The 22078-nt window shown below is 61.9% G+C and carries 19 protein-coding genes; 14 read left to right on the top strand and 5 right to left on the bottom strand.

Translation table 11 applies throughout. The features are described 5' to 3' along the window. The first annotated feature begins 2 nt into the window (after positions 1-2). The 3 genes from BMZ70_RS18000 to BMZ70_RS17990 all read left to right on the top strand — a co-directional run bounded on the left by BMZ70_RS18000 (position 3) and on the right by BMZ70_RS17990 (position 4663). The gene (locus tag BMZ70_RS18000; RefSeq protein ID WP_092277311.1) at positions 3-1130 is read left to right on the top strand and encodes an aminopeptidase; all 1128 of its coding nucleotides are present in this window, start codon (positions 3-5) and stop codon (positions 1128-1130) included. A gap of 168 nt (positions 1131-1298) precedes the next feature. Next, entirely contained in the window at positions 1299-2990 is a 1692-nt protein-coding gene (locus BMZ70_RS17995; RefSeq protein ID WP_092277308.1) for a long-chain-fatty-acid--CoA ligase, read from the top strand. 2 nt (positions 2991-2992) lie between these two features. Continuing rightward, on the top strand, positions 2993-4663 hold the full coding sequence (locus tag BMZ70_RS17990; RefSeq protein WP_092277966.1) for a long-chain-fatty-acid--CoA ligase: 1671 nt from the start codon (positions 2993-2995) through the stop codon (positions 4661-4663). A gap of 64 nt (positions 4664-4727) precedes the next feature. Here the strand turns inward: BMZ70_RS17990 and BMZ70_RS17985 are convergent, their stop codons facing one another. The 3 genes from BMZ70_RS17985 to BMZ70_RS17975 are packed head-to-tail and all read right to left on the bottom strand — an operon-like array spanning position 4728 to position 7042. Then, a complete protein-coding gene (locus BMZ70_RS17985; RefSeq protein ID WP_092277305.1) occupies positions 4728-5003 on the bottom strand; it encodes a hypothetical protein in 276 nt (91 codons plus the stop codon). A gap of 43 nt (positions 5004-5046) precedes the next feature. Further along, entirely contained in the window at positions 5047-6588 is a 1542-nt protein-coding gene (locus BMZ70_RS17980; RefSeq protein WP_092277302.1) for an alkaline phosphatase D family protein, read from the bottom strand. Between the two features lie 13 nt (positions 6589-6601). Next, on the bottom strand, positions 6602-7042 hold the full coding sequence (locus tag BMZ70_RS17975) for an acyl-CoA thioesterase (RefSeq protein WP_092277299.1): 441 nt from the start codon (positions 7040-7042) through the stop codon (positions 6602-6604). Between the two features lie 61 nt (positions 7043-7103). Here BMZ70_RS17975 and BMZ70_RS17970 point away from each other — a divergent pair, with 61 nt between their 5' ends. Next, positions 7104-8936, top strand: coding sequence for an ABCB family ABC transporter ATP-binding protein/permease (locus BMZ70_RS17970; RefSeq protein ID WP_092277296.1), 1833 nt, complete (start codon positions 7104-7106; stop codon positions 8934-8936). A gap of 15 nt (positions 8937-8951) precedes the next feature. Next, positions 8952-10373, top strand: coding sequence for a M20/M25/M40 family metallo-hydrolase (locus tag BMZ70_RS17965; protein WP_092277293.1), 1422 nt, complete (start codon positions 8952-8954; stop codon positions 10371-10373). A gap of 3 nt (positions 10374-10376) precedes the next feature. Here BMZ70_RS17965 and BMZ70_RS17960 read toward each other — a convergent pair whose 3' ends face one another. Next, positions 10377-11945: a family 43 glycosylhydrolase gene (locus tag BMZ70_RS17960; RefSeq protein WP_092277290.1), complete on the bottom strand. Its 1569-nt coding sequence runs from the start codon at positions 11943-11945 to the stop codon at positions 10377-10379. A gap of 187 nt (positions 11946-12132) precedes the next feature. On the opposite strand from BMZ70_RS17960, the gene BMZ70_RS17955 reads away from it, so the two are divergent. Beyond that, on the top strand, positions 12133-12522 hold the full coding sequence (locus tag BMZ70_RS17955) for a hypothetical protein (protein WP_092277287.1): 390 nt from the start codon (positions 12133-12135) through the stop codon (positions 12520-12522). After that, positions 12519-12719 carry a hypothetical protein gene (locus BMZ70_RS17950; RefSeq protein ID WP_092277284.1) on the top strand — a complete coding sequence of 67 codons (201 nt, stop codon included), beginning with the start codon at positions 12519-12521 and terminating at the stop codon, positions 12717-12719. The genes BMZ70_RS17955 and BMZ70_RS17950 overlap by 4 nt, the downstream gene beginning before the upstream one ends. Before the next feature lie 41 nt (positions 12720-12760). Here the strand turns inward: BMZ70_RS17950 and BMZ70_RS17945 are convergent, their stop codons facing one another. Further along, positions 12761-14005 (bottom strand): dicarboxylate/amino acid:cation symporter, encoded by a 1245-nt coding sequence (locus BMZ70_RS17945; RefSeq protein WP_092277281.1) that lies wholly within the window; start codon positions 14003-14005, stop codon positions 12761-12763. 189 nt (positions 14006-14194) lie between these two features. On the opposite strand from BMZ70_RS17945, the gene BMZ70_RS17940 reads away from it, so the two are divergent. The 7 genes from BMZ70_RS17940 (at position 14195) to BMZ70_RS17910 (ending at position 22062) form a co-directional block, all read left to right on the top strand. Continuing rightward, positions 14195-14920 carry an amino acid ABC transporter ATP-binding protein gene (locus BMZ70_RS17940; protein WP_092277964.1) on the top strand — a complete coding sequence of 242 codons (726 nt, stop codon included), beginning with the start codon at positions 14195-14197 and terminating at the stop codon, positions 14918-14920. Continuing rightward, the gene (locus BMZ70_RS17935; RefSeq protein WP_092277278.1) at positions 14920-16368 is read left to right on the top strand and encodes an amidohydrolase family protein; all 1449 of its coding nucleotides are present in this window, start codon (positions 14920-14922) and stop codon (positions 16366-16368) included. Before BMZ70_RS17940 ends, BMZ70_RS17935 begins: the two co-directional genes overlap by 1 nt. A gap of 137 nt (positions 16369-16505) precedes the next feature. Beyond that, positions 16506-17834 (top strand): DUF2314 domain-containing protein, encoded by a 1329-nt coding sequence (locus BMZ70_RS17930; RefSeq protein ID WP_092277276.1) that lies wholly within the window; start codon positions 16506-16508, stop codon positions 17832-17834. Positions 17835-17880: 46 nt separating this feature from the next. Next, the gene (pyrC, locus tag BMZ70_RS17925; RefSeq protein WP_092277273.1) at positions 17881-18933 is read left to right on the top strand and encodes a dihydroorotase; all 1053 of its coding nucleotides are present in this window, start codon (positions 17881-17883) and stop codon (positions 18931-18933) included. 12 nt (positions 18934-18945) lie between these two features. Beyond that, complete coding sequence (locus BMZ70_RS17920; protein ID WP_092277962.1) at positions 18946-19743, top strand: DUF3025 domain-containing protein; 798 nt, start codon at positions 18946-18948, stop codon at positions 19741-19743. A gap of 49 nt (positions 19744-19792) precedes the next feature. After that, positions 19793-20788: a Gfo/Idh/MocA family protein gene (locus BMZ70_RS17915; RefSeq protein ID WP_092277270.1), complete on the top strand. Its 996-nt coding sequence runs from the start codon at positions 19793-19795 to the stop codon at positions 20786-20788. 62 nt (positions 20789-20850) lie between these two features. Further along, complete coding sequence (locus BMZ70_RS17910) at positions 20851-22062, top strand: MFS transporter (protein WP_092277268.1); 1212 nt, start codon at positions 20851-20853, stop codon at positions 22060-22062. Positions 22063-22078: the final 16 nt, after the last annotated feature.

The following is a 22078-nucleotide window of genomic DNA, read 5'->3' as shown; positions in this document are numbered from 1 at the left end:
GTATGCGCAACATTGCACGCCATATCCTCCGCACCAAGTTCTGGTTGGCGGTGGCGTGCGTGTCGGCCATGCTGGCCGGTTGCGCGCAGTTCAAGTACTACATGCAGGCCGCGCAAGGTCAGTATTCACTGTGGTCGGACGCCCGTCCGATCGAAGACTGGCTGGGCGACCCCACCACCGATCCCCAGCTCAAGGCGCGCCTGGAAAAGGCGCTGTTGATCCGCAAGTTCGCGGTCAAGGAACTGGGCCTGCCCGATAACGCCAGCTACAAGAACTACGCCGCCCTGTCGCGGCCCTTCGTGCTGTGGAACGTGGTGGCGACGCCGGAGCTGTCGCTGCGTCCCATTCAGTGGTGCTTCCCGATCGCGGGCTGCGTCAGTTATCGCGGCTACTACAGCAAGGAGGATGCGCTGGCCTACGCCGACGAATTGCGCAAGGAGCGCAACGACGTGCAGGTCGGCGGCGTGCCGGCGTATTCCACCCTCGGCTGGTTCACAGATCCGCTGCTGTCGACCTTCATCAACTACTCCGACGCCGAGCTGGCGCGCATGGTGTTCCACGAGCTGGCGCACCAGGTGGCGTACGTGCAGGGCGATTCCCAATTCAACGAGGGCTTCGCCACGGCGGTGGAGGAGGCCGGCGTGGCGCGCTGGCTGGAGCTGTACGGCACCGATCCCATGCGCGAGGCCTACACGCGCTACAACATGCGGCGCCAGGATTTTCTGGCGCTGTTGGTGCGGCACCGCAAAATGCTGGCCGATCTGTACGCGGGCCGGACCAGCACCCGCCACAAGCGCGCCGAGAAAGCGCGCATTTTCGCCCACCTCAAATCCGACTACGTCAAACTCAAGGAAAGCTGGGGTGGCTACGCCGGTTACGACCGCTGGTTTGCCGAGCCTTTAACCAATGCTCACCTCAGTGCTGTGGGAACTTACCACGATTATTTGCCGGCCTTCCGGGCGCTGCTAAAGCAGGAACGAACGTTCGTGCGATTTTATGGTGCGGTGCAAAAAATCGCAACTCTTGACGTAGGTCAACGCCGACAACAGTTGGAGCTCTTGGGCCGCGCACCAATGCTCAACGCCGAAAGCGGCAAGGGAGCGCAACCAGACGGTGAAGGCCAGCATTGATGCTGCTATGCAGCATAAAAAGCCGTTAGAACCTCCGTTCTAATTATGGTTAAATGCGCTTGCGTACGGGCGTTCTGCCCGATAGCATCGCACCATCAGCAAGCTCCCAGACCGGCTCTGTGCGCCGGCCTTACAACGATAAATAATATTCGAGACAAGAGGCACAGGATGGAGAAAATCTGGTTGAAGTCGTACCCGCCCGGCATGCAGACCGAGGTTGATACGAGTCAGTACCGTTCACTGGTTCAACTGCTGGAAGAGTCGTTCCAGAAGTATGCCAGCCGCAACGCGTATGTCTGCATGGACAAGTACCTTACCTATGCCGAAGTCGACGCGTATTCCAAGCGTCTCGGCGCCTGGCTGCAAAGCCGCGGCCTGAAGCCGGGCGCGCGCGTGGCCATCATGATGCCGAACGTGCTGCAGTACCCAATCGCGATCGCGGCCATCCTGCGCGCCGGCTACACGGTGGTCAACGTCAACCCGCTGTACACGCCGCGCGAGCTGGAGCACCAGTTGAACGACTCGGGCGCCGAAGCCATCATCGTGCTGGAAAACTTTGCCACCACGCTGGAACAGGTGCTGGGCAAGACCCAGGTCAAGCATATCGTGGTGGCCAGCATGGGCGAGATGCTCGGCGGCCTCAAAGGCATGCTGGTGAACTTCGTGGTGCGCAGCGTGAAGAAAATGGTGCCGGCGTTTTCGCTGCCGAACGCGGTGCGCTTCAAGGATGCGCTATCGCAGGGCGGCGGCATGAAGCTGACACCGGTCGAGCGCCAGTACAACGATCCGGCCTTCCTGCAATACACCGGCGGCACCACCGGCGTGTCGAAAGGCGCGACGCTGACGCACAAGAATATCGTGGCCAACCTGCTGCAGACCGAAACCTGGTCGGCGCCGGCGCTGGCTGGTTCGACCGAGCAGATGACCATCGTCTGCGCACTGCCGCTGTACCACATCTTCGCGCTGACGGCGTGCGCCATGTGGGGCACGCGCATGGGCGCGCTGAACATCCTGATTCCGAATCCGCGCGACATCGGCGGTTTCATCAAGGAGCTGGGCAAGTACAAGTTCAACATGCTGCCGGCAGTTAACACACTGTACAACGCGCTGCTGAACCATCCGGACTTTGCCAAGCTGGATTTCTCGTCGCTGATGATTTGCAACGGCGGCGGCATGGCGGTGCAGCAGGCCGTCAACGACCGCTGGCTGGCGACCACCGGTGTGGCCATTATCGAAGGCTACGGCTTGTCCGAGACCTCGCCGGTGGCCACTTGCAACCGCGCCGAGGGCAAGCACTTCACCGCGACCATCGGCCTGCCGGTGCCGTCGACCGATATCGCCATCCTCGATGACGATGGCAAGGAAGTCCCGCTGGGCCAGGCCGGCGAGATCGCGATTCGCGGCCCGCAGGTGATGGCCGGCTACTGGAACCGTCCGGATGAAACGGCCAAGGTGATGACACCGGACGGCTTCTTCAAATCGGGCGACGTCGGCGTGATGGATGAAAACGGCTTCGTGAAGATCGTCGACCGCAAGAAGGACATGATTCTGGTATCCGGCTTCAACGTCTATCCGAACGAGCTGGAAGGCGTGATCGCCGCGCATCCGGGCGTGCTGGAGTGCGCCGTGATCGGCGTGCCGGACGAGCACTCGGGCGAGGCGGTCAAGGTATTCGTGGTGCGCAAGGATCCGAACCTGACGCAAGAAGCCCTGATGGCCTACTGCAAAGAACAGTTTACCGGCTATAAAAAGCCGAAATACATTGAGTTCCGCGAGGAGCTACCAAAAACCAATGTCGGGAAAATTCTGCGCCGCGTGCTGCGCGACGAACCTACCGGCGACAAGAAGAAGGCTGCATGAAGATGGAAAAGATTTGGCTGAAGTCGTACCCCGAAGGCGTACCGGCGGAGATTGATAACACCCAATACCGCTCGGTCACCCATTTGCTGGAAGAGTCGTTCCGCAAGTACGCTGACCGCAACGCTTTCGTGTGCATGGACAAGTTCCTGACCTACGGCGAGCTGGATCAACTGTCGCAAAAAATGGGCGCCTGGCTGCAAGGCAAAGGCCTGCAACCGGGCGCACGCGTCGCCATCATGATGCCGAACGTGCTGCAATATCCGGTGGCGATGGCTGCCGTGCTGCGCGCCGGCTACACGGTGGTTAACGTCAACCCGCTGTACACCCCGCGTGAACTGCAGCACCAGCTGGTGGACTCGGGCGCCGAAGTCATCATCGTGCTGGAAAACTTTGCCACCACGGTACAGCAAGTGCTGGCGCAGACCCCGGTCAAGCACGTGATCGTGGCCTCGATGGGCGACCTGCTGGGCGGCCTGAAAGGCGCGCTGGTCAACTTCGTGGTGCGCAATGTGAAGAAGATGGTGCCGGCGTACTCGCTGCCAGGTGCCATCTCGTTCAAGAAAGTGCTGGCCGAAGGTTCCGGCATGACGCTGCAACCGGCCAAGCTGGGCCACGACGATATCGCCTTCCTGCAATACACCGGCGGCACCACCGGCGTCTCGAAAGGCGCGATCCTGCTGCACCGTAACGTGATCTCCAACGTGCTGCAAAACGAAGCGTGGCTGCAAATGAAGGGCGGCGGTGAACAGATGGTGTTTGTCAGCGCGCTGCCGCTGTACCACATCTACTCGCTGACCATCAGCGCCTTCATGAGCATGCGTACCGGCGGCCTGAGCCTGCTGATCCCGAATCCGCGCGACATCCCTGGCTTCGTGAAGGAACTGGCCAAGTACAAGGTCACCGTGCTGCCGGCGGTGAACACGCTGTACAACGCGCTGCTCAACAATCCTGACTTCGCCAAGCTGGACTTCTCGTCCTACAAGCTGTGCAACGGCGGCGGCATGGCGGTGCAGAAGAGCGTGGCCGAACGCTGGCTGAAAGTGACCGGCACCCCGATCATCGAAGGCTACGGCCTGTCGGAGACCTCGCCGGTGGCGACTGCCAACCGCATCGATATCAAGGAATTCACCGGCACCATCGGCCTGCCGATCCCATCGACCGAAGTGGCGATCCTGGACGACGACGGCAATCCGCTGCCGCTGGGTTCGACTGGCGAGATCGCGATCCGTGGTCCGCAGGTGATGGCTGGCTACTGGAACCGTCCGGAAGAAACCACCAAGTCGATTACGGCCGACGGCTTCTTCAAGACCGGCGACGTCGGCATCATGGACGAGAACGGCTTCACCCGCATCGTCGACCGCAAGAAGGACATGATCATCGTGTCCGGCTTCAACGTCTATCCGAACGAAGTGGAGGGCGTGGTGGCGGCCCATCCGGGCGTGCTGGAAGTGGCATGTATCGGCGTACCGGACAAGAACTCGGGCGAGGCGGTGAAGCTGTTCATCGTGCGCAAGGATCCGGCGCTGACGGCCGAGCAGGTGCTGGACTTCTGCAAGCACGAGCTGACCGCTTACAAGAAGCCCAAGTACATCGAATTCCGCGATGAACTGCCGAAGACCAACGTCGGCAAAATCCTGCGTCGCCAGTTGCGCGACGAGAAAGTCGCCGCCTGACCCGTCGTCCCGGCGAAGGCCGGGACCCAATGAATTAGATTCCGGCCTTCGCCGGAATGACGTACTATTTTCGGATACATGCGAGCCTGCGGGCTCGCATGGCGGTAGCCAAACGGGTGCGTACCTCGTGCTCGTGATCGAGATAGCCTTCCACATTCGCTTTGCGGGCGGCGTCAGCAAAATGCTGATCGTCCACATCCTGTAGCCGTTCAAATTCGGCTAGCGACAGCACGACCACTGATGCGTGGTCGGCCTTTTCCACTACCACGGTTTGCGTCAGTGCTTGATGCAAGTAACGATCAAGCTCGTGCGCAATTTCGACCTCCGATACTTTCAACATACGGCACCCCCTGCATGCCAGTATAGAACCTGGTCGCCGCGATTCAAGCGCGGTGCAGGCCTGCTTGTCCGCTGCGCACCACGAAGCCGGCGGCGCGCTCTATGACGCTGGCGCTGTCGTGCACGTTGTCCAGTGCAAGAAAGTGGGCGGTGGTGTTGGCGGGCGTGATGGTGAGCAGCATGTAGCCGCGCTTGTCACTGCGGCCATACTTGATGCCGTGGTTCATCGATACATACTGCTCGGTACGAGATTGCGGACGTGAGGGCGAGGTGATCGAGGTGCCGCAGAATTCGGTCGCTATGATGGGATTGGCTGGCGAGCGCGGACGTGCAGGATTGCGCGTGAGCTCGCAGGCGAAGAAGCTGTGCACGTCGCCGCCAAGCACCAGTGGATTGCGGGCGCGGCTGGTGAAGAGCGTGTCCATCAGCTGCTGGCGCGCCATCGGGTAGCCGTCCCAGCCGTCGGTCCAGAAGCGGCCGTCGTCTTCGCGCTTGATGGGCAACTGGCTGTTTTGCGCCATCAGGGTTTGCTGGGCCAGGATGTTCCAACGCGCGGTGGACGAGGACAGACCTTGCGCCAGCCATTGCTCCTGTTCCTTGCCGAGCATGCTGCGGCTGCGGTCCTTCAGTGCCGCGCAGTCGCGCAGCAGGACTGAGCTGGAACCGCCGCGTCCTTGTTGCGTGCAGGCGTGGTGAGCGCGGTACTGGCGGTCATCCAGCACGTGGAGGCGCGCCAGCTGGCCCCAGTCGTAACGCTGGTAGATGCGCAGGTTGGCGAAGTCGCGCGGCGTGAGGCGCAGCGGCATGTGTTCGTAGAAGGCTTGATAGGCGGCAGCCCGTCTTTGCATGAAGCGCGGGTCGAGGCGTTCGTCGCGGTCGCTGCCGTAGTCATTGGCGACTTCGTGGTCATCCCAGGTGACGATCCACGGCGCGGCTTCGTGCGCGGCTTGCAGGTCGCGGTCGGTTTTGTACTGGGCGTAGCGCGCGCGGTAGTCGGCCAGCGTGAAGCTCTCAGCGGTCCGTAGCGCGGTTGTTGGATGCTGGAGCTGGTACGGGCCCCACTCGTAGATGTAATCGCCCAGGAAGGCCACCAGATCGGGTGCAGCGGCCGCGATGTGGCGGTGCGCGGCATAGGTGCCGAATTCCCAATGCTGGCAGGAGGCCACGGCCAGCTTGAGTTGTTTCGGCATGCTGGCGCTGGCGGGCGCGGTGCGCGTGCGGCCGGTGGGACTGATCGCGTCGCCCAGCATGAAGCGGTACCAATACCAGCGGTCGGGCCGCAGGCCGGTGACGTCGACGTGCACGCTGTGCGCGAGTTCGGGCGGTGCCTCGGCCGTGCCTTGGGCGACGGTGCGGCGGAACTGCTCATCCTCGGCCATTTCCCAGCGTACGCTGAAGGCCAGCGGCGGTGTGGCGGCGGCGTTGAGCGGATCGTGCAGGATGCGCGTCCAGATGATGACGGCGTCCGGCAGTGGCGAACCGCTGGCGACGCCAAGGCTGAACGGGTAGGCGGTGCCGGCGGCGCTGGCGATCTTGCTGGTGCTGGCCAGCGCTGCGGCGAGGAAGAGGCGGCGTTGCGCGTCCATGCGCAGCGCGGGCTTACGAATTAATCAGCGTCTCGATCGACGGCACTTTGCGCGGCTTGCGGTCGGAATCGGTGGCGACGTAGGTCAGCGTGGCCTCGGTCACCTTCACGGTGTCGGCCTGCAGGCGGTTGCGCTCTGCGTACACTTCCACCTGCACGGTAATGGACGTATTGCCAACCTTGACAATATCAGCATAGAACGACAGCAGGTCGCCCACGAACACCGGGTTCTTGAACACGAACGAGTTCACCGCGATGGTGGCCACGCGGCCATTGGCGCGGCGCGTGGCCGGCAGCGAACCGGCGATGTCCACCTGCGCCATGATCCAGCCGCCGAATACATCGCCGTAGACATTGGCGTCGGATGGCGAAGGCATCATGCGCAGTTCCGGCATCTTCCCGGCTGGCAGGCCGCGATTGATGGTGTTGACGGTGGGGATTTGAGGCGTGGTCATCGTGATTTCTCTTCTGGGGCTACAATTAACGGGATTGAACCATAAAAAGCCAAGATCCGCCATGCGCCGTTACGCCGACTCCCAGCCAGCCCCCGCCAGCAAAACCGCTTCCACCCGCAGCGATACTGCCACCATCAAAACCCTGATCCCGTATTTGTGGGTCTACAAATGGCGCGTGCTGCTGGCGCTGGGCTGCCTGGTCGGCGCCAAGCTGGCCAACGTTGGCGTGCCGGTGGTGATGAAAAAGCTGATCGACTCGCTGACCATCACGCCATCGCATCCGCAAGCGCTGCTGGTGCTGCCGCTGGGCGCACTGGTGGCCTACGGCATATTGCGTGTATCGACCACGCTGTTCACCGAGCTGCGCGAATTCCTGTTCGCGCGCGTGACGCAGCGCGCCGTGCGCACCATTGCGCTGCAAGTGTTCCGTCATCTGCATGCGCTGTCGCTGCGCTTCCACCTGAACCGCCAGACCGGCGGCATGACGCGCGATATCGAACGCGGCACGCGCGCGGTCGGCTCGCTGATTTCGTACACGCTGTTTAATATCCTGCCGACACTGGTAGAGATCACGCTGGTGCTGGGCTACCTCGTCACGCATTACGACATCTGGTTCTCGCTGATTACCTTTGTGGCGCTGGTGTCGTACATCAGCTTCACCATCATCATCACCAACTGGCGCACGCACTTCCGCCGCACCATGAACGAGCTGGATTCCAAGGCCAACACCAAGGCCATCGACTCGCTCATCAACTACGAAACGGTGAAGTACTTCGGCAACGAGGAGTACGAGGCCAAGCGCTACGACGAAGGCTTGCAGCACTACGAAAGTGCGGCCGTCAAATCGCAGACGTCCCTGTCGCTGCTGAACACTGGCCAGTCGATGATTATCGCGATTGCCGTCACGCTGATTTTGTGGCGCGCCACCGTCGGCGTCATCGAGGGCAAAATGACACTGGGCGATCTGGTGCTGGTCAACGCCTTCATGATCCAGCTGTATATTCCGCTGAACTTCCTCGGTGTGATCTACCGCGAGATCAAGCAAAGCCTGGCCGACATGGAGAAGCTGTTCTCGCTGCTGGACCAGAACAAGGAAATCGCCGATGCGCCCGAGGCGCGTCCGCTGGTCACGCATGGCGCGCAGGTGCGCTTCAACCACGTGGACTTCAGCTACGATCCGAAGCGGCAGATTCTGTTCGATGTCGACTTCACCATCGCGCCGGGCACCACCACGGCGGTGGTCGGCCACAGCGGTTCCGGCAAGTCGACCTTATCGCGCCTCCTGTTCCGCTTCTACGAAGTGAACGCGGGTGGCATCACCATCGACGGCCAGGACCTGCGCTCGCTGACGCAGGATTCGGTGCGCCACGCCATCGGCATCGTGCCGCAGGATACGGTGCTGTTCAACGACACCATCGAATACAACATCGCTTACGGCAAGCCGGGTGCAACGCACGACGAAATCGTGGCCGCAGCGCGCGCCGCATCGATCCACGATTTCATCGAGAGCCTGCCGGATGGCTACAAGACGATGGTCGGTGAGCGCGGCCTCAAACTGTCCGGCGGCGAGAAGCAGCGCGTGGCGATTGCGCGCACGCTGTTGAAGAATCCTGCCATCCTGATTTTCGATGAAGCCACGTCGGCGCTGGATTCGAAAGCCGAGCAGGCGATCCAGGCGCAGTTGAAGGAGATCTCCCGTACGCGCACCACGATGGTGATTGCGCACCGCTTGTCCACGGTGGCCGATGCGCAGCAGATTATCGTGCTCGATCATGGCCGCATCGTGGAGCGCGGAACGCATCAATCGCTATTGGCAGCAGACGGACTCTATGCTCAAATGTGGGAGCGTCAGCAAGCCAAGTCTGACGAAGAAGACGTTCTGAACATAGTTTAATTTAAGGGATCGACCATGAAGTCTCGTTTTGTGTTGGGTGCAGTAACCGCCATGCTGGCATGCGTACAAAGTGCTTACGCTGCCGATCCTACCGAACAGCAGTTCCGCGCCCTCTACAAAGAGCTGCTCGAAACCAATACCACGCTGTCCTCCGGCAGCTGCACGCTGGCCGCTGAGCGCATCGCGGCGCGCCTGAAGACTGCGGGCTTCCCGGAGTCGGACCTGCACCTGTTTGCCGATCCTGCGCATCCGAAAGAGGGCGGTCTGGTGGCCGTGCTGCCGGGCCGTGATCCGAAGGCGAAAGCCATCCTGCTGCTGGCCCACATCGACGTGGTGGAAGCCAAGCGCGAAGACTGGACCCGCGATCCATTCACGCTGATCGAAGAAGACGGTAAGTTCTACGCACGCGGCGTGGTGGACGACAAGGCGCAAGCGGCCATCTGGGCTGATTCGCTGATCCGCTTCAAGCAGGAAGGCTACAAGCCGCGCCACACGCTGAAAATGGCGCTGACCTGCGGCGAAGAGACCTCCGGCGCCTTCAACGGCGCGGAATGGCTGACCAAGAATCGCCGTGAACTGATCGACGCCGGCTATGCGCTGAACGAAGGCGCCGGCGGTGAACTGAACGCTGCCGGCAAGCGCATCACGATGACGGTGCAGGCGGGCGAGAAGGTGTCGCAGAACTATCGTCTCGAAGTGACGAATCGCGGCGGCCACAGCTCGCGCCCGATGAAGGACAACGCCATTTATCATCTGGCCGGTGCGCTGTCGAAAGTGCAGGGCTACGAGTTCCCGATCCAGCTGACCGACGGCAGCAAGGGCTACCTGAACGCGATGGCCAAGATCCAGTTGGAAGCGGGGCACAAAGAGATCGCCGATGCGATGAAGACCGTGGTGCAGAATCCGCAGGATGCGAAAGCGGTGGCCACGGTGTCGAGTGCAGACGCCAGCTGGGCCGCCATGCTGCACACCACCTGTGTGGCGACCATGCTGGATGCCGGCCACGCCACCAACGCACTGCCGCAGCGCGCGCGCGCCAACGTCAACTGCCGCATCTTCCCCGGTGTGACGCAGGAGACGGTGCGCCAGGCGCTGGTCAATGCGATCAACGATCCTGCGGTGAAGGTGGAGACGCTGGAAATCCGTGGCGAGAACTCGGCGCCGCCTCCGCTGACCCGCGCCATCATGGAGCCGGTTGAAAAGCTGACCGCGAAGATGTGGCCTGGCGTGCCGGTGATGCCGATCCTGCAGTCCGGCGCCACCGACGGCCAGTTCCTCAATGCGGCCGGCATCCCGACCTACGGCATCAGCGGGATTTTCCTGACGCCGGACCTGGGCAACATCCACGGCCTGAACGAGTACATCGGCGTGCAGTCGCTGATGGAAGGCCGCGTGTTCCTGCACGAGCTGGTGAAGACCTACGCCGAGCAGAACTAAGCGTTAAGCCAATGCGCGATATTTGAAATCGCGCAGCGTCACCACGCCTGCACCCGCGCAGTACACGCCGGGTTGCAGGCTGAGGAAACCACCAAACACATTGTGGTGCAGGCCGGAGACTTCCAGCTGCCACGAATGCTGCACCCAGTTCTTCCCGTCCAGCGAGTAATGGAACGTCACGTTGTGCTGATCGTTCTTCACGCGTATGTGGACGGTGGAGACGTCCATCTTCTCCCTCATCCAGCTTTGCTCCTGCGAGTGCGCGAAGGTTTTCATCTGCGTCGGCGTGAAGCCGATGCCGACGTAGGCGCGTTCGTTGTAGTGCAGTAGCAGGCCGCCTTCCGCATCGGCGCCGATATCGAGCGTGATGGTGGCTTCGTAGGCGCGGTCGCCGGTGATGAAGGTCAGCGGCGAGGAGTCGGCCGGCGAGGTGCCTTTGCCTTTGATGGCCAGCGCGCCTGGCGTGTGCTGCACGCGCTTCATCTCGTCCGGTCCCGGATTGAAGAAGCTCCATTGCACGCCGAATTTCAGCGTCTTGAACTCGTCGGACTTGGCGAAGTTGTGCTGGACTGCCTTGCCTTTTTTCGGCATCGGCAGTGGTGCGGACAGATCGCCGCCTTTGGCTTTGAACCAGCCGTCCCTGGTCCACTCGATTGGTTCGAGCAGGCATTGGCGGCCCAGCGTGCGGTAGCCGTTTTCGTAGCCGTGATAGACCATCCACCAATCGCCGGCAGGGCCTTCGACCAGCGTGGCGTGACCGCGCGACCACCATTTTTCATCGGCGCTTTTGGTGCGCACCAGTGGGTTCTGCGGATGGTTTTCCCACGGGCCGTGGATGGAGCGCGAGCGGGCGGCGATCACCATGTGGCTGGTCGCTGGGCCGGAGGTGCCGCCGACGGCCATCACGAGGTAGAACCATTCGCCGCGCTTGAGCAGCTTGGGGCCTTCGGGGGCGAACATCTCGACCACCCAGTCGGCAGGGTAGCGCCACGGTTCGTAGACTTTTTCCAGCTTGCCGACGGTGGCGAGGCCGTCATCGGTGAGGCCGATGCGGCGCACGCCGTTGACGAACAGGTAGCGTTTGCCGTCTTCGCCGACCGCGTGACCGGGATCGATGGCGCCCTGGATTTTGAGGTCGATCGGATCGCTCCACGGGCCTTTGATGTTATCGGCCCAGATGACGTGGATGCTGTCGCCGGCGGGGATGTAGATGTAGTAGCGGCCCTTGTGTTTGATCAGGTCCATCGCCCAGATGCTGCCGAGCGGCTTGGTGAGGGCCGGGCCGATAGGCTGCCAGTTCACAAGGTCTTGCGAGTGCCAGATGATGACGCCGGGGTAGGAGAGGAAGGACGAAAACGTCATGTAGTAATCGTCGCCGTCCTTGAGGATGGTGGGATCGGGATGGTCGCCGGCAAGGATGGGATTGAGGTAAGTGCCGTTGCCCAGATCGGCTTTGCGCTGGCCCTCGACGCCGCGCCCCCATTTCGGTTCCGGCGCGGCGAGCGCCAATTGCGGCGCGACGGCGGCGCCGGCGAGCAGAGTCTTAAGCGCAGCGCGCCGGGTAGCAGTCATATCGTCTCCATCTCGGTAGAATTATCCCCAGATGGTGCATCACGCATTGCGGTGTCGCAATTACGAAAACCACCAAGTTGGCTAACAATTCCCTCCAACCGCCCCGCTTGCTTGCCATGACCCGCCGCAAAGCGCATGATGCCTTTGAGAGCTACCCTCCGATGACACCTTTTACATCGGAGGACTTATGTCGGACTTTTACAAATACTTCAAAGAGAATATGGATGCGTTAGGACTACCAGCGCCAGAAAGCCTATATGGCAATGTTCAGCTGGCGGTCGGATCCGCCATGACACTGGTAGGGTTGGTGGAGAAATTTGGGAAAAAGATTACCGTTCGGGAGATGATCGGGGCCGGAATACGCGGCGAAAAATTGGCAACGATTTGGGCAATGAGCGCTTCGTACTATGTCGGCGCGGTGATAGGCAGCATAGCCGTCGCCACGGGACGGACGTTAGCTGGAGGTACTTCGATTGCCGACGTGTTATTTAATGCTCGGCAGAATCGCTTGCATCGTCCTTGGTTAGCGGCAGTCCTGATGCATCACCCTGAGATTTACAAGCGGGGGAAAAAATGAAAGATAACCTGGCGTTACTGATTACTGGCCTGCTGTGCGCGGGCGGCGCGGCGCTATTTTTCAGATTCTTCGGTAGCGATGCGCTCAATATTATCGTTTTGCTGACCTTGATCGGAACACTCTTTGACAACGCCCGCCTGCGGCGCAGGCTGCGCGAGATGGGGGCCAAGCCGGAGGGGAAGCGGACTTGGTTGTGACGAAAAAAAAGCCACCGGACGGTGGCTTTGTTGCTTGAGGCTTACGCCGCTTCGGCTTGCTTCGGCGGATCCATCTCGCCTTCCCACTTCGCCACCACGGCGGTGGCGATGCCGTTGCCGATGACGTTGGTCGCGGAGCGCGCCATGTCGAGGAAGTGGTCGATGCCCAGCAGCAGCAGCATGCCCGCTTCCGGAATGTTGAACTGGCCCAGCGTCGCGGCGATCACCACCAGCGAGGCGCGCGGCACGCCGGCCATGCCTTTCGAGGTCAGCATCAGCACCGCCATCATGGTCATCTGCTGGCCCAGCGACATTTCAATGCCGTACGCCTGCGCGATGAACACGGTGGCGAAGGTGCAGTACATCATCGAACCATCAAGGTTGAACGAGTAGCCGATCGGCAGCACGAACGAGGCGATGCGGTTGCGCACGCCGAAACGCTCCAGGCCTTCCAGCGTTTTCGGATACGCCGCTTCGCTCGACGCGGTCGAGAACGCCAGCAGCGCCGGGCTGCGCATCTCTTTCATCAGCGCGAATACGCGGCCTTTCAGGAACAGGAAGCCGATGAAGATCAGCAGCGCCCACAGCAGCGCGATGCCGAAGTAGAACTCGGCCATGAATACGCCATAGGTCGACAGCACGCCGAGGCCGCTCTTGGCGATGGTGCCCGCCACCGCCGCAAACACGGCGAACGGTGCGAACTTCATCACGTAGCCGGTGACTTTCAGCATCACGTGCGCCACGCCGTCCAGTGCTTCGACCAGCGCGTTGGCTTTCGGACCCACGGCCGCAGCGGCCGAGCCGAAGAACAGCGAGAAGATCACGATCTGCAGGATTTCATTCTTGGCCATACCATCGACGATGGACGACGGCACCAGGTGGGTGACGAAGTCTTTCAGCGTCAGGCTGGAGGTGGCCAGGTCGGCCTTGGCGGCGGTGGCGGCCATGTGGCCCAGCAGCGCGTCGCCCGGACGGAAGATGTTGACCAGCACCAGGCCCAGGCTCAGCGACATCACCGAAGCGATGAAGAACCAGCCCAGCGTCTTGACGCCGACGCGGCCGACGGCGGTCGCATCGCCCATCTTGGCGATGCCGCACACCAGCGTGGAGAACACCAGCGGGGCGATAATCATTTTAATCAGGCGCAGGAACAGCGTGGTAATCAGCGCCATCGTGTCGGCAAAGCCGGTCGGATTGGCCAGGTTGTCGTGGGCGAAATAACCGGTGATGATGCCTAGCGCCAGCCCGATCAGGATGTACGTGGTCAATCGGCTTTGTTTGTTCATATTCTGAGGTTTCCTGTGGTAGTGTCTCTTTGAGCCTTTACAGCGAGCTGGGTAGTCACTGCATTATTCTTATGGCGACAGCCGGTTTTGGGTGCGCCGGCTGCTGAAACTATTGGCAAGTTCCGCAGTATCCTTGTGGGCAAGGGCGCTGTCAAGCGCGCAACTGCCAGCAAAATAATCTATTTTCCTATGATCGAAATCAAAAATATCAGCAAGTGGTATGGGCAATTCCAGGTGCTGAAAGATTGCAGCACCCGGGTCGAAAAAGGTGATGTCATGGTGATTTGCGGACCGTCCGGTTCCGGCAAGTCCACATTGATTAAGACCGTCAATGGACTGGAACCGTTCCAGCAGGGGGAAATCAGCGTGGATGGCACCTCGGTTGGCGCCAAGGGCACGGATTTGCCGGCGCTGCGGGCACGTATCGGCATGGTGTTCCAGAATTTCGAGCTGTTCCCGCATTTATCAGTGCGCGACAACCTGACGCTCGGGCAGATCAAGGTGCTGGGCCGCAGCAAGGACGAAGCCGTCGAGCGCGGCCTGCATTACCTCGACCGTGTCGGCCTGCTGGCGCACCAGGACAAGTTCCCGGCCCAGCTGTCCGGCGGCCAGCAGCAGCGCGTGGCGATCGCCCGCGCGCTGGCGATGGACCCGATCGCCATGCTGTTCGACGAGCCAACCTCGGCGCTGGACCCGGAAATGATCAACGAAGTGCTGGATGTGATGGTCGGCCTGGCGCAGGAGGGCATGACCATGATGGTGGTCACCCACGAGATGGGTTTTGCGCGCAAGGTGGCCAACCGCGTGGTGTTCATGGACCACGGCAGCATTCTGGAGGATACCGGCAAGGATGAGTTTTTCCACGCGCCGCAAACGGAGCGCGCACGCGACTTTCTTGCCCGTATAATTCACTGATGGACATTTCCTTTAAGCAATTAAGTGGCGCGATGCTGGCGCTGGGACTGCTGAGCGCGGCTCATGCAGCGGATAAAATCGCGGCCGACCTGGTGCTGACCAAGGCCACCCTGATCGACGTTGCCGGCGGCAAGGCGGTCACGGGCAAGTCGGTGGTGCTCAAGGGCGACACCATCCTGGCGGTGGTGGACGACAAGCAGCTGGTCAACTACGCAGCCAAAAAGACCATCAGCCTGCCGGGCAAGTATGTGATGCCGGGCCTGTGGGACACCCACGTGCACTTCGGCGGCGGCCCGGCCCTGATTGAAGAGAACAAGCATTTGCTGCAGCTGTACCTGGCCTACGGCATCACCGCTGTGCGCGATTGCTCGGGCGACTTGCCGGACACCGTGCTGCAATGGCGCGATGAGGTCAATCAGCGCAAGCTGGAAGGCCCGACCATCTTCACCTCGGCCGCCAAGCTGGAAGGCTACAAGCCGCTATGGAAGGGCACCATCGAAGTCGGCACGCCGGAAGAAGTGAGCCGCGCGCTGGACAAGCTGCAGGCGCAGAAGGTGGACTTCGTCAAGATCACCGAGAACACCCTGAAGCCGGAGATTTACCTGGAAGCGCTGCGCCAGGCCAAGGAGCGCGGCATGCGCACCTCGGGCCACATCCCGGTGCAGCTGACCCTGAAGACCATGTTCGATGCCGGCCTCGGCACGGTGGAGCACCAATCCTACCTGCTGCGCGCGTCGACGCCGCGTGAGCAGGAGCTGACCGACCTGGTCGCCGCCGGCAAGCTGACCGGCAAGGAAGCCTCCAAACAAAGCCTGGATTCGTATGATGAGGCGACGGCGCGCGCGTCGTTCCGCTACATGGCGTCCAAGGGCACAGCGGTGGTGCCGACCTTGTCGGTGTCGCGCGTGGTGGCGTATCTGGACATGGAGGATCACGTCCATGACGAGGCCTTGCAGTACATCGGCAAGGGCTTGCGTGCCACCTACGACTGGCGCGTGAAGCGCGCGGCGCAGGACGACGCGGCGGCGATTGCGCAGCGCAAGGCGGTATTCGAGAAATCGGCCTCGCTGCTGCCTATCCTGCAGCAGGAAGGCGTCAGCATCATCGCCGGCACCGATGCGGGCTTCCTGAATTCGTACGATTATCCGGGCCAGGCGCTGCATGATGAAATCGGGCTGTACGTGAACTACGGCTTGACGCCGGTGCAGGCGCTGCAATCGGCGGTGATCAACGGCCCGCGCTTCCTCGGCAAGCTGGATCACTACGGCGCGCTGGAAGCGGGCAAGGCGGCCGACGTGCTGGTGCTGGATGCGAATCCGCTGAAAGACATCGGCGCCACGCGCAAGATCCGCACCGTCATCAGCCACGGCACCGTCTACGACCGCGCCCGCCTCGATAAAATCCTGGCCGACACCAAGGCCTGGGCGGCGCAGACCAAGGCGGAGTAAGCGGCTGCAGCAAGCGACTAAGGCGCCTGTCGGCTATCAGTATCGAGGAGAGGCGCCTGCTCGATGTTTGCTGCTTATTTGCTAACTCACTGAGGAAGTCGGCATAATGCGGGGATACTTATTTTCCTGAGACCGCCATGCCTGCCATTCGTTCCCTGTTTCTGCTGCTGATGTGTTTTGCACCGATGGCTTGGGCGGTGGAGGTGTTCCAGGCGGGAGCGCCGTTGAAGGGGCCGGTCAGTTTTGTGTATGCGATTTACTATGCAAAAGCGCCGGCGGCGGAACCGTTGGCCGCGCTGAAAGCCTCGGTGGCGCAACAGGGCGGCACTCTGGCGCTGGTGACGCAATTGTCGCAGGAGCCAGCGGCGGCGCAGGTGGTTGCCACTTTGGACGACACCGTCCAGAAGACCTACGCTCCGCCCGACCTGAAGATGATCCAGTATTTCGGACGTGGCTTGAGTACTGCCCAAGCGGAGGAGTTGCAACTGGCGCAGCTGGCGCTGGTGTTGGAGTTCCGCGTGCCAGCGTCGCCGACCTATACCGGTTTGCGCGCAGCCGGTAGCTTGCTGTTGCAAGTGGCCGAGCAAACCGGTGGTTTCATCTGGGACGAGGAGACGCGTGAAATTTTCACCGCCCCCGAATGGCGCAAGCGTCGCGTCGAAGGCTGGAAGGGCGATATTCCGAACGTCGCCCGACACACCGTCATTCACGCTTACCAAGGCGATAAGCTGCTGCGCGAGATTACCCTCGGCATGGCCAAATTTGGTCTGCCGGATCTGGTGGTCAATGATGTCGCCCACTCGCAGAATAATCAGGCGGGGAATCTCATCAACCTGCTTGCGCAGGCCCTGGCGGAAGGCGCGGCAGTCGGCAAGAACGGCGCGCTGACGCTTGATCTGAAATCCATTCGAAACGCGCAGTTGCCATCCCTGGCCGATAATGCGAAGGCGGTGGCGCAGCTATCGTTGTACAAAGGCCAGCCTGAGGATGGGGATCCGAACAACCGTTTGATGGAGATCGGCTTTGACGCTTATCCGGGGCCGGATCGCTATGCACGGCAGACCGCCTTGTTTGCATCACTGTTCGGATTTACCGATACGCTGCAAATGGTCAAGCACACGGATGCGATTCTGGCAGCAAGCAATGCGGCCAAAGCCAAACTGCCGGCATTGGGCCAGCGATTCAATGCCGGCCTGCGTCCTGGCGAATACATCCTGGTCAAGGCGCCTTTCGCCATACCGGATGGAGGCCGGGAATGGATGTGGGTGGAGGTCACCCAGTGGGGCGAAAAAGAGATTGTCGGCCTGCTTAACAGTGAGCCTGCGCAGATCCCCACTTTGCACAGCGGCCAGGTGGTCAAGGTCAAGGTGGCCGAGGTTTTCGATTATTTGCTATACGACGGTAAGGGTGGCGAAGAGGGTAACGAATCGGGCAAGCTGATGGCGCGCCAGCGCTCGGGGCAATGAGAACCGGGTAAAATATCGGCTATTCGCATTTTGAGAGCCCGCTGCCATGTCCGACCTCGAACAAACCCCATCCAGCATCACCATCACCCGCCCAGACGACTGGCACCTGCATTTGCGCGATGGCGCGACGCTGGCCAGTGTGCTGCCGCACAGCGCCCGCCAGTTCGCCCGCGCGATTGTGATGCCGAATTTGAAACCTCCGGTCACCACCACCGCCGCCGCTGTCGCTTACCGCGAACGCATCCTGGCCGCGCTGCCGCAGGGGATGGAATTCGAGCCGTTGATGACGCTCTACCTCACCAACAACACCCAGCCGGACGAAATCGTGCGCGCGCAGGAAAGCGGCATCGTGCACGCGGTGAAGCTGTACCCGGCCGGCGCCACCACCAATTCGGACGCCGGCGTGACCGACCTGTCCAACTGCTACAAGGTGCTGGAAAAGATGCAGGAAGTCGGCATGCCGTTCCTGGTCCACGGTGAAGTCACCGATCAGGATATCGACCTGTTCGACCGCGAAGCCGTGTTCATCGAGCGCGTGATGCGCCCGCTGCGCCGCGATTTCCCGGCGCTGAACATCGTGTTTGAACATATCACCACCAAGCACGCCGCGCAGTACGTGGCGGAAGCCGAAGGTCCGATCGCCGCGACCATCACCGCGCACCACCTGCTGTACAACCGTAACGATATCTTCAAGGGCGGCATTCGTCCTCACTACTACTGCCTGCCGGTGCTGAAGCGCGAAGAACACCGCCTGGCGCTGGTGACCGCTGCCACCAGCGGCGACGAACGCTTCTTCCTCGGCACTGACTCGGCGCCGCACGCGCAGGGCGCCAAGGAAGCCGCCTGCGGTTGCGCCGGTTGCTACACCGCGCTGCACGCGATGGAGCTGTATGCCGAAGCCTTCGAACGCGCCGGCGCGCTGGACAAGCTGGAAGCCTTCGCTTCGCTGAACGGCCCGGCCTTCTACAACCTGCCAGTCAACCAGGGCAAGATCACGCTGAAGCGCGAACAATGGACGCTGCCGGAAGCGCTGCCGCTGGCAGACCAGCAGGTGATCCCGCTCAACGCCGGCGAAACCATCAACTGGAAAATGGTGTAAGTAGTGTCGGAAGTGCTGGACGTAATCGACTGGTCGCAACCGTGGTATGAATCGGTACGCGACGCGGCCGGCCGCTTGTCCGCACAAGAGCACTTCCGCGATAGTTTCAGCAAGCAGGCCGCCGCACTGGGCCTGCGCAATCACCTCGGCCAGCCGATTTCCTTTGTACCGCAAGAGGATCTGCCGGAAGGCACGGCCTACGAGCAGCACATCGGCGCCACTGGTTGCGTGCCCACGCGCGACAACCTGCATGACTTCTTCAACGGCCTTGTGTGGCTGGCCTTCCCGCGTATCAAAGTGCAGCTGAACGCCTTGCAGGCGGCGCAGATTGCGCTCGATGGCGTCGGCAAGTCGCGCGGTCCCGCCCGCGACGGCGCCACCATCTTTGACGAAAACGCCGCACTGTTGGTAACGCGCGATAACGCGGCAGGCCAAGCGCTGGTTGATGCGCTGCGCGAGCACCGCTGGCACGAAGCGTTCGTCGAGCGTCGCGCGCAGTGGGGCTTGGACGCGCAGGTCTGGCTGTTCGGCCACGCGCTGATGGAGAAGCTGGTCGCCCCGCGCAAGGCCATCACGGCCCACACGCGCATCGTGCTGGCCGGTGACGGTTTCTTCACGCTGGACCACGCCGCGCGCCGCGCATGGATCGACGCGACCGTCGCGCAGCAGTTGGCCGATGATGGCCTGAGCACCGCCGGCTTCACGCCAATGCAGGCGCTGGGCGTGCCGGGCTGGTGGCCGGAGCAGGACGAGGCGTTCTACGCCGATGCTACCGTGTTCCGGGCAAAACGAATAAGCGCAGTAAAATAGTCGTTCCGTTTTCAACCAACACGCCGCCACGCGGCAGAAAGTTCACGCCATGACGCAGGTAATTCGCTGGGGTATTCTGGGCACGGGCAAAATCGCCAAGGCCTTCGCCACTGCTTTGCAGGACACGCCTGATGCAAAACTGGTGGCCGTTGCTTCGCGCTCTGTAGATAGCGCTACCACGTTCGGCCAGCAATATGGCGCCGAGCGTTTCCACGGCAGCTACCAGGCGCTGGCCGACGATCCGAATGTGGACGTGATCTACATCGGCACGCCGCACCCGATGCACCACGAGAACGCGCTGATGTGCCTCAACGGCGGCAAGGCGGTGCTGGTGGAGAAGTCGTTCACCATGAACCGCCGCCAGGCCGAGGACATCATCAACCTGGCCCGCGCAAAAAACCTGTTCGTGATGGAGGCGATGTGGACCCGCTTCATGCCGGCCGTGGTCGAGGCCAAGCGCATCGTCGACAGCGGCGAGATCGGCAAGCCGGCGCACGTCGCCGCCGATTTCGGCTTCACTTCGGACGCCGGTCCTGAGCATCGCCTGTTCGCGCCGGAGCTGGGCGGCGGCGCGCTGCTGGACCTGGGCATCTATCCGCTCTCGATGTCGTCGTTCTTCCTCGGCGGCGTCACCGGCGTGAAGGCGCAGGCGGAGATGACCGCCACCGGGGTCGACATGCAGACCGCATTCACCCTGTCGCATGAAGGTGGCGGCGTGTCGTCCTGCGCTTGCAGCCTGCGTTCGCGCACGCCGACCGAGTTGACCATCTCCGGCGAGAAGGGCTTCGTGCGCCTGCACGACCGCTTCCACAACACCGACAGCTTCACCGTCACGGTGGTGGATGGCGCCTCACGCAGCGAGCGCACCATCACGCTGCCGAAGAGCGGCAACGGCTACACCCACGAAGCGCAGGAAGTCGGCCGCTGCATCCGCGCGGGCCTGATCGAAAGCCCGGTGATGCCGCATGCCGAGACGCTGGCCATCATGGGCACGCTGGACGAGATCCGCGCGCAGATCGGCCTGCGCTATCCGGCCGACGCCTAAGCAAGGTTGGCGCGAACTGGTTACAATCCTCTGATACGAATTGAATAACAGGGGGAGAAACCATGTTGACCACGGATCGCACACTCACACTCAAGAACGTGCTGCTCGCCACCGGCGTCGTGCTGACGCTGGCGATGGGCGTGCGGCACGGCTTCGGCTTCTGGATGCAGCCGATCTCCCAGGCCAATGGCTGGACGCGCGAGACCTACTCGCTGGCGCAGGCCATGCAAAACCTGATGTGGGGCGCCTTCGGCCCGTTCGCGGGCATGGCGGCGGACCGCTTCGGCACCATGCGCGTGGTGCTGGTGGGCGCCATCTCCTATGCCCTCGGCCTGGTGTGGATGGCGGTGGTGACACAGCCTACCTTGTTCGTTCTCGGCACCGGCATCTTCGTCGGCCTTGGCCTCGCATGTACCGCGTTCGGCGCGGTGAGCGGCATCATCGGCCGTGTGGCGCCGCCGGAAAAGCGTTCATGGGCATTCGGCATTTCGGGCGCTGCCAGCTCCTTCGGCCAGTTCATGATGATGCCGATCGAGCAGCAGCTGATTTCCGCCGTCGGCTGGCAGAACGCCTTCTACATCCTTGGCGCCTTGATCGTATTGTTGATGGTGCCGATGGCGCTCTACCTTCGCGAGCCGGCGGTGGAGCATGCGCATGGTCCGCAGCAAAGCATCCGCGAGGCGGCCAGCGAGGCGCTGGGCAATCGCTCTTTCCTGTTCCTGGTCGCAGGCTATTTCGTTTGCGGTTTCCAGGTGGTGTTCATCGGTGTGCACTTGCCTGCGTACCTGAAGGACCAGGGCATCGCCAATCCTAGTGTGGCGGTGCTGGCGCTGGCGCTGATTGGCTTGTTCAACATCTTCGGTTCGTACTATGCGGGCAAGCTGGGTGGCCGCTTCCCGAAACGCTACCTGCTGTCGACGATTTACTTCTCGCGTTCCGTGGTGATTTCGCTGTTCCTGCTGGCGCCTTTGATGCCGGCCTCGGTGTACCTGTTTGCGGCGGCGATGGGCGTGTTGTGGCTGTCGACCGTGCCGCTTACCAACGGCATCATCGCCGGCGTGTTCGGCGTGAAGCACATGTCGATGCTGGCGGGGATTGTGTTCTTCTCGCATCAGTTGGGCAGCTTCCTCGGCGTCTGGCTGGGCGGCTACCTGTACACCAGCACCGGCAGCTACGACGTGGTGTGGGGCATTGCGATTGCGCTGGGCGTGATGTCCGGCCTGATCAACCTGCCGATCAACGAGCGCCCGCTGGTGCGCACGCAGGCTGCGTGATGAAATCCTGGCTGCT

The organism is Duganella sp. CF402 (assembly GCF_900109645.1).
In the GTDB taxonomy this organism is placed as follows: domain Bacteria; phylum Pseudomonadota; class Gammaproteobacteria; order Burkholderiales; family Burkholderiaceae_D; genus Rugamonas.
The sequence above is the reverse complement of the archived record's forward strand: the minus strand, read 5'-3'. Positions and strand labels throughout refer to the sequence as shown.